Origin of the sequence: Methylophaga sp. UBA1464 (genome assembly GCF_002325665.1) — a bacterium.
Lineage (GTDB): Bacteria > Pseudomonadota > Gammaproteobacteria > Nitrosococcales > Methylophagaceae > Methylophaga.
Genome location: NZ_DCSO01000047.1, coordinates 3,252 through 7,579, shown reverse-complemented (window position 1 = coordinate 7,579; position 4,328 = coordinate 3,252). Strand labels below are relative to the sequence as shown.

Below are 4,328 nucleotides of genomic sequence, written 5' to 3'. Positions count from 1 at the left end.
CCAGCAGATATATCTGATTAACGATGATATTTCACCGCTGCTCGGTGCCAGCGCCAGCAGTTTTGTCGATAATCGCCTATTGGATCCTGCCAGCACCATTCAGGCAATTCATTTACCCGAGTTGCTTGATAAAAATGCTCAACAGCAATCTGCCGGACTGTCTGTCTATCAGCAAAACTCCAGCTGGCATTCTAAACCGGCAAACCACGAACAGGACAAACTGCTAAGTCTTTTGCAGAACTGGCAACAGGCTTATGCCATGCAGGTGGTTATCATTGTCGATCCAGATGAAATAGTCACTGAAAATCAGCCACAGGTAGTGATGGAATTATCCGATAATACACAACGTAATTTTGTCGTAACGCACAATAATGATGGCCTCACTCTGACAGATCCAGAACTGCAGCTGCAGTATCAATTTCCTGCAGCCATGATCTCCGCCCTTTTTTCAATAAACGACTGATATATGCCCGAATTACCTGAAGTTGAAACCACCCGCAGTGGTATTACACCTTACGTTGAAAATAACACTGTAGAACGGGTAGTCATCAGAGACTCACGTCTGCGCTGGCCCATCACGGATAACCTCGATGAAAAAATTTCCGGTCAGGTTATTCAGTCAGTCAGCCGCCGTGCCAAATATTTACTGTTCACGACGGCCACTGGCACTTTATTCATTCATCTGGGCATGTCCGGTCGCTTACGTATTTTGACGGTTTTCCAACCACCCGAAAAACATGATCATGTGGATATCGTATTTGCCGACGGCATTATTCTGCGCTTTACCGATCCTCGCCGTTTTGGCGCGGTATTGTGGACCAGTGAATCGCCCATGCAACATCCACTGTTAAACCATTTAGGACCGGAACCTCTGGAGGATGCATTTGATGCTGAATATCTCTTACAACGCAGCCGTAAACGTCAGGTCAGCATCAAAACCTTTATTATGAATGCCGAAATCGTAGTCGGTGTAGGAAATATCTATGCCAGTGAATCGCTGTTTCTTTCCGGTATTCATCCACAATTAAAGGCAGCAAAATTAAAAAAATCACAGGCTGAAAAACTGGTTGATGCCGTTAAACTGACCCTGCAAAAAGCCATTGCCGCCGGCGGCACAACCTTACGGGATTTTCGAGACAGTGAAGGCAAACCAGGTTATTTTGCGCAGGAATTATGGGTATATGCGCGGCAGAACATGGGCTGTAAACAATGTGGTCATCCGATTGAGCTGATTCGACAGTCACAACGAGCCACCTATTTTTGCCCACAATGCCAAAAACGGTAAATCTAGATTATTGTTCCGAAAAATACTTTGCCAGTAAACGAATTTCAGTTTCGCTGTAAGCCCCGGCATGATGCCGCATAACGCTGGATTCTCTCTCTCCACTGATAAAATCCTGCATCTGCTCAATAAAGTACTCCGGCGCTAAGCCAGCCAGCTTTGGCATATCACCTTTGCTGTGTCCATCAGTTCCATGACAACCTGCGCAGGATGATGCCATTAATGCCATATTCGGTTCTGCGTAAACCGTGGTTGAAGCCAGCAGTAAAATAAGGCAGCTCAGTGATCGTTTCATAATTTCCCTTTCGCCCGTTTCACGGCGATGATTCCAGCTACGTTATAATACCCTCCCTATTTTATGCAAAGCCATTGATGACTGAAATTATTAAACTAGATGCCACTATTCCCGAGTCATTAACTGGCCTGCGTGTTGATCAGGCCCTGGCACAGCTGTTCTCAGAATACTCCCGTGGCCAGCTGACCAAATGGATTAAAGCTGGCGATGTATTACTGAATCAGCAAACATGTCGGCCAAAAGATGCGGTACGAACCGGGGATCAGATTGAAATTGCCGCACAGCAAATCATCCATGATGATAACTGGCAGGCCGAATCCATCGCCCTGGATATTATTTATGAAGATGACGATGTGTTAATCATCAATAAAGCGGCTGGCATGGTGGTGCATCCCGGTGCAGGAAATCAGAACGGCACCATGGTGAATGCGCTGTTGGCGCATGCGCCACAACTGACGCATATTCCACGTGCCGGTATTGTGCATCGTATTGATAAGGACACCACTGGCTTATTGATGGTCGCCAAAAGTTTGCAGGCGCATCATTCATTAATCAGTCAATTACAGGAACGTACTGTGGTACGTGAATATCAGGCCATTGCCTGTGGTGTGTTTACCGCAGGCGGAACGGTTGATGCACCGGTTGGTCGACATCACATTGATCGTAAACGTATGGCAGTGACACAAAACGGTAAACCTGCCGTGACACACTATCGGATTGAGGAGCGCTTTCGGGCACATACCCATTTGCGTTGCAAACTGGAAACCGGGCGCACGCACCAAATCCGAGTGCATATGGCGCATATTCGCCATCCGTTATTAGGTGATCCTTTATATGGTGGCCGGTTTAAAACACCAAAAGGTATGACGGATAGCTGCCTGGCCGCTTTGCAGAATACGCGTCGCCAGGCTTTGCATGCCGGTTTATTAGGTTTTGATCATCCCACTACGGGTGAAGCCGTGAGCTGGCAGATTCCCTTACCCGATGATATGCAACGATTATTGGAACTGTTACGAATCGATGCGGCCAGTCATACCGATTAACCAGAGGAAATAACTGTGAAGGCAACAAACAATCTGCAGAACGTAGTGGACGTGTTTCTGGCCTTTCTCAAACTGGGTGTAACGGCATTTGGTGGCCCCATTGCTCATATTGGTTATTACCGAACTGAATTTATCAGCAAACGCCAATGGCTTTCTGAACAACAGTTTTCTCAGTTACTTGCTGTGACACAGTTTCTGCCCGGCCCGGCCAGCAGCCAGATGGGCTTTTCCATTGGTTTATTTCGTGCCGGCTGGCCTGGCGCCATTGCGGCATTCATTGCATTTACCCTACCTTCTGCATTGCTGTTGTTTGCTTTTGCTGCTATTGCCCACCAGCTGGATAATGCGATCGGTATAGCCATTATTAATGGTTTAAAACTGGTAGCCGTTGCCGTAGTAGCGCATGCGGTTATCAGCATGGCTCAGAAATTGACTCCAGACTGGCAACGCATTCTGATTGCCTTATTGGCTTTAGCCCTCTTGCTGCTGTTCAAATTAGCGATTATGCAAATCGCAGTGATTATCTTGGGTGGCCTCGCCGGCTGGTTTTTATGTCGTCAGCAACAATTGTCAGCAGATTTTAAATTTCCGGTTAATTACGGCAAACAAACTGCCTGGCTATTGTTCAGCCTGTTTCTGCTATTGCTTATTCTCAGTCTGTTTGCAGGCAGTCAGCTTAATACCACTAATATGCTGGCCGGCTTCTATCAGGCCGGTGCATTGGTATTTGGTGGCGGCCATGTTGTGCTGCCGCTGCTTGAACAGCAGACGGTTGCCACTGGCTGGCTCACTACCGATCAGTTTTTAACCGGTTATGGTGCTGCTCAGGCCGTTCCAGGTCCGATGTTTACGCTGGCAACTTATCTCGGTGCTGAAATTCCTTCACAATTGCCCCCGGGCTGGAATGCCCTGCTCGCTACTCTCGCTATTTTTGTCCCGGGATTTTTATTACTGCTGGCGATGTTACCCCTGTGGCAACAACTTGCTCATCTGCCAAACGCAGGTGCGGTAGTAGCTGGAATCAACGCGGCAGTAGTGGGCTTGTTAGCCGCGGCTTTATACGATCCTATTTTTACCGAAGGTGTGAATCACTGGCTGGATTTACTGATTGCACTTGGTGGTTTTCTGATTATTTTTGTGCTGAAACGCTCCGCTTTATGGACGGTGCTGTTCTGTGTCGCAGCCTCAGTTGCTGTTGCATTAATCTAATCTGGAAAAAGAGAACAGCTCAGCCAGCGGATGCTCACGCTGTTCGATATTGGCTCTTAACAAGCCAGCACCAATCATGCTGTAGGTAATACCGTTACCACCATAGGCCATGGCAAACTGAACTCGCTCGCCATATTGTTTATGCGGACCAAAAAACGGCAAACCATCTTCGGTTTCAGCGAAGGTGCCGGCCCAGGAAAATGTCGGGTTCAGGGGTAGTTTGGGAAACAATTTTTCGACTTTCTTAGCCAGAGTATGGGCTTTTTTATCTACCCGTTTATCCCGTTTTGCCGGAATATCGATATCATCGTCTTCCCCACCGACCAGCAAACGACCATCGCCTGTCGTTCGCATATAAAGATAAGGCCTGGCGGATTCCCACATCATGGTTCTATTTAATTCGCCCAATAACTCAGGATCTATCGGATCGGTAATAAAAGCATAGCTGCTACGATTTGAAGCTACCTTTTGTTTTAACCATTTTTGGCTGGCGTAACCG

The 4,328-nt window shown here is 47.4% G+C and carries 6 protein-coding genes; 4 read left to right on the top strand and 2 right to left on the bottom strand.

Going from position 1 to position 4,328, the window contains the following annotated elements; all coding sequences use genetic code 11:
* Both B3O33_RS05490 and mutM read left to right on the top strand, forming a co-directional pair.
* On the top strand, positions 1 to 463 hold a 463-nt coding region (locus B3O33_RS05490; RefSeq protein ID WP_292363160.1), incomplete at its 5' end, for a hypothetical protein.
* Positions 464 to 466: 3 nt separating this feature from the next.
* Positions 467 to 1,285: a bifunctional DNA-formamidopyrimidine glycosylase/DNA-(apurinic or apyrimidinic site) lyase gene (gene mutM, locus B3O33_RS05485; RefSeq protein ID WP_292362390.1), complete on the top strand. Its 819-nt coding sequence runs from the start codon at positions 467 to 469 to the stop codon at positions 1,283 to 1,285.
* Between the two features lie 7 nt (positions 1,286 to 1,292).
* On the opposite strand, the gene B3O33_RS05480 is transcribed toward mutM, so the two are convergent.
* Positions 1,293 to 1,577 carry a c-type cytochrome gene (locus B3O33_RS05480; protein ID WP_292362389.1) on the bottom strand — a complete coding sequence of 95 codons (285 nt, stop codon included), beginning with the start codon at positions 1,575 to 1,577 and terminating at the stop codon, positions 1,293 to 1,295.
* 77 nt (positions 1,578 to 1,654) lie between these two features.
* Between B3O33_RS05480 and rluD the strand changes: the two genes are divergently transcribed.
* Both rluD and chrA read left to right on the top strand, forming a co-directional pair.
* A complete protein-coding gene (gene rluD / locus B3O33_RS05475; protein ID WP_292363159.1) occupies positions 1,655 to 2,620 on the top strand; it encodes a 23S rRNA pseudouridine(1911/1915/1917) synthase RluD in 966 nt (321 codons plus the stop codon).
* A gap of 15 nt (positions 2,621 to 2,635) precedes the next feature.
* The gene (chrA, locus tag B3O33_RS05470) at positions 2,636 to 3,829 is read left to right on the top strand and encodes a chromate efflux transporter (protein ID WP_292362387.1); all 1,194 of its coding nucleotides are present in this window, start codon (positions 2,636 to 2,638) and stop codon (positions 3,827 to 3,829) included.
* Here the strand turns inward: chrA and B3O33_RS05465 are convergent.
* Positions 3,821 to 4,328, bottom strand: a 508-nt coding sequence (locus B3O33_RS05465) for an NAD(P)/FAD-dependent oxidoreductase (RefSeq protein WP_292363158.1), incomplete at its 5' end; no start/stop codon positions are given. The genes chrA and B3O33_RS05465 overlap by 9 nt on opposite strands.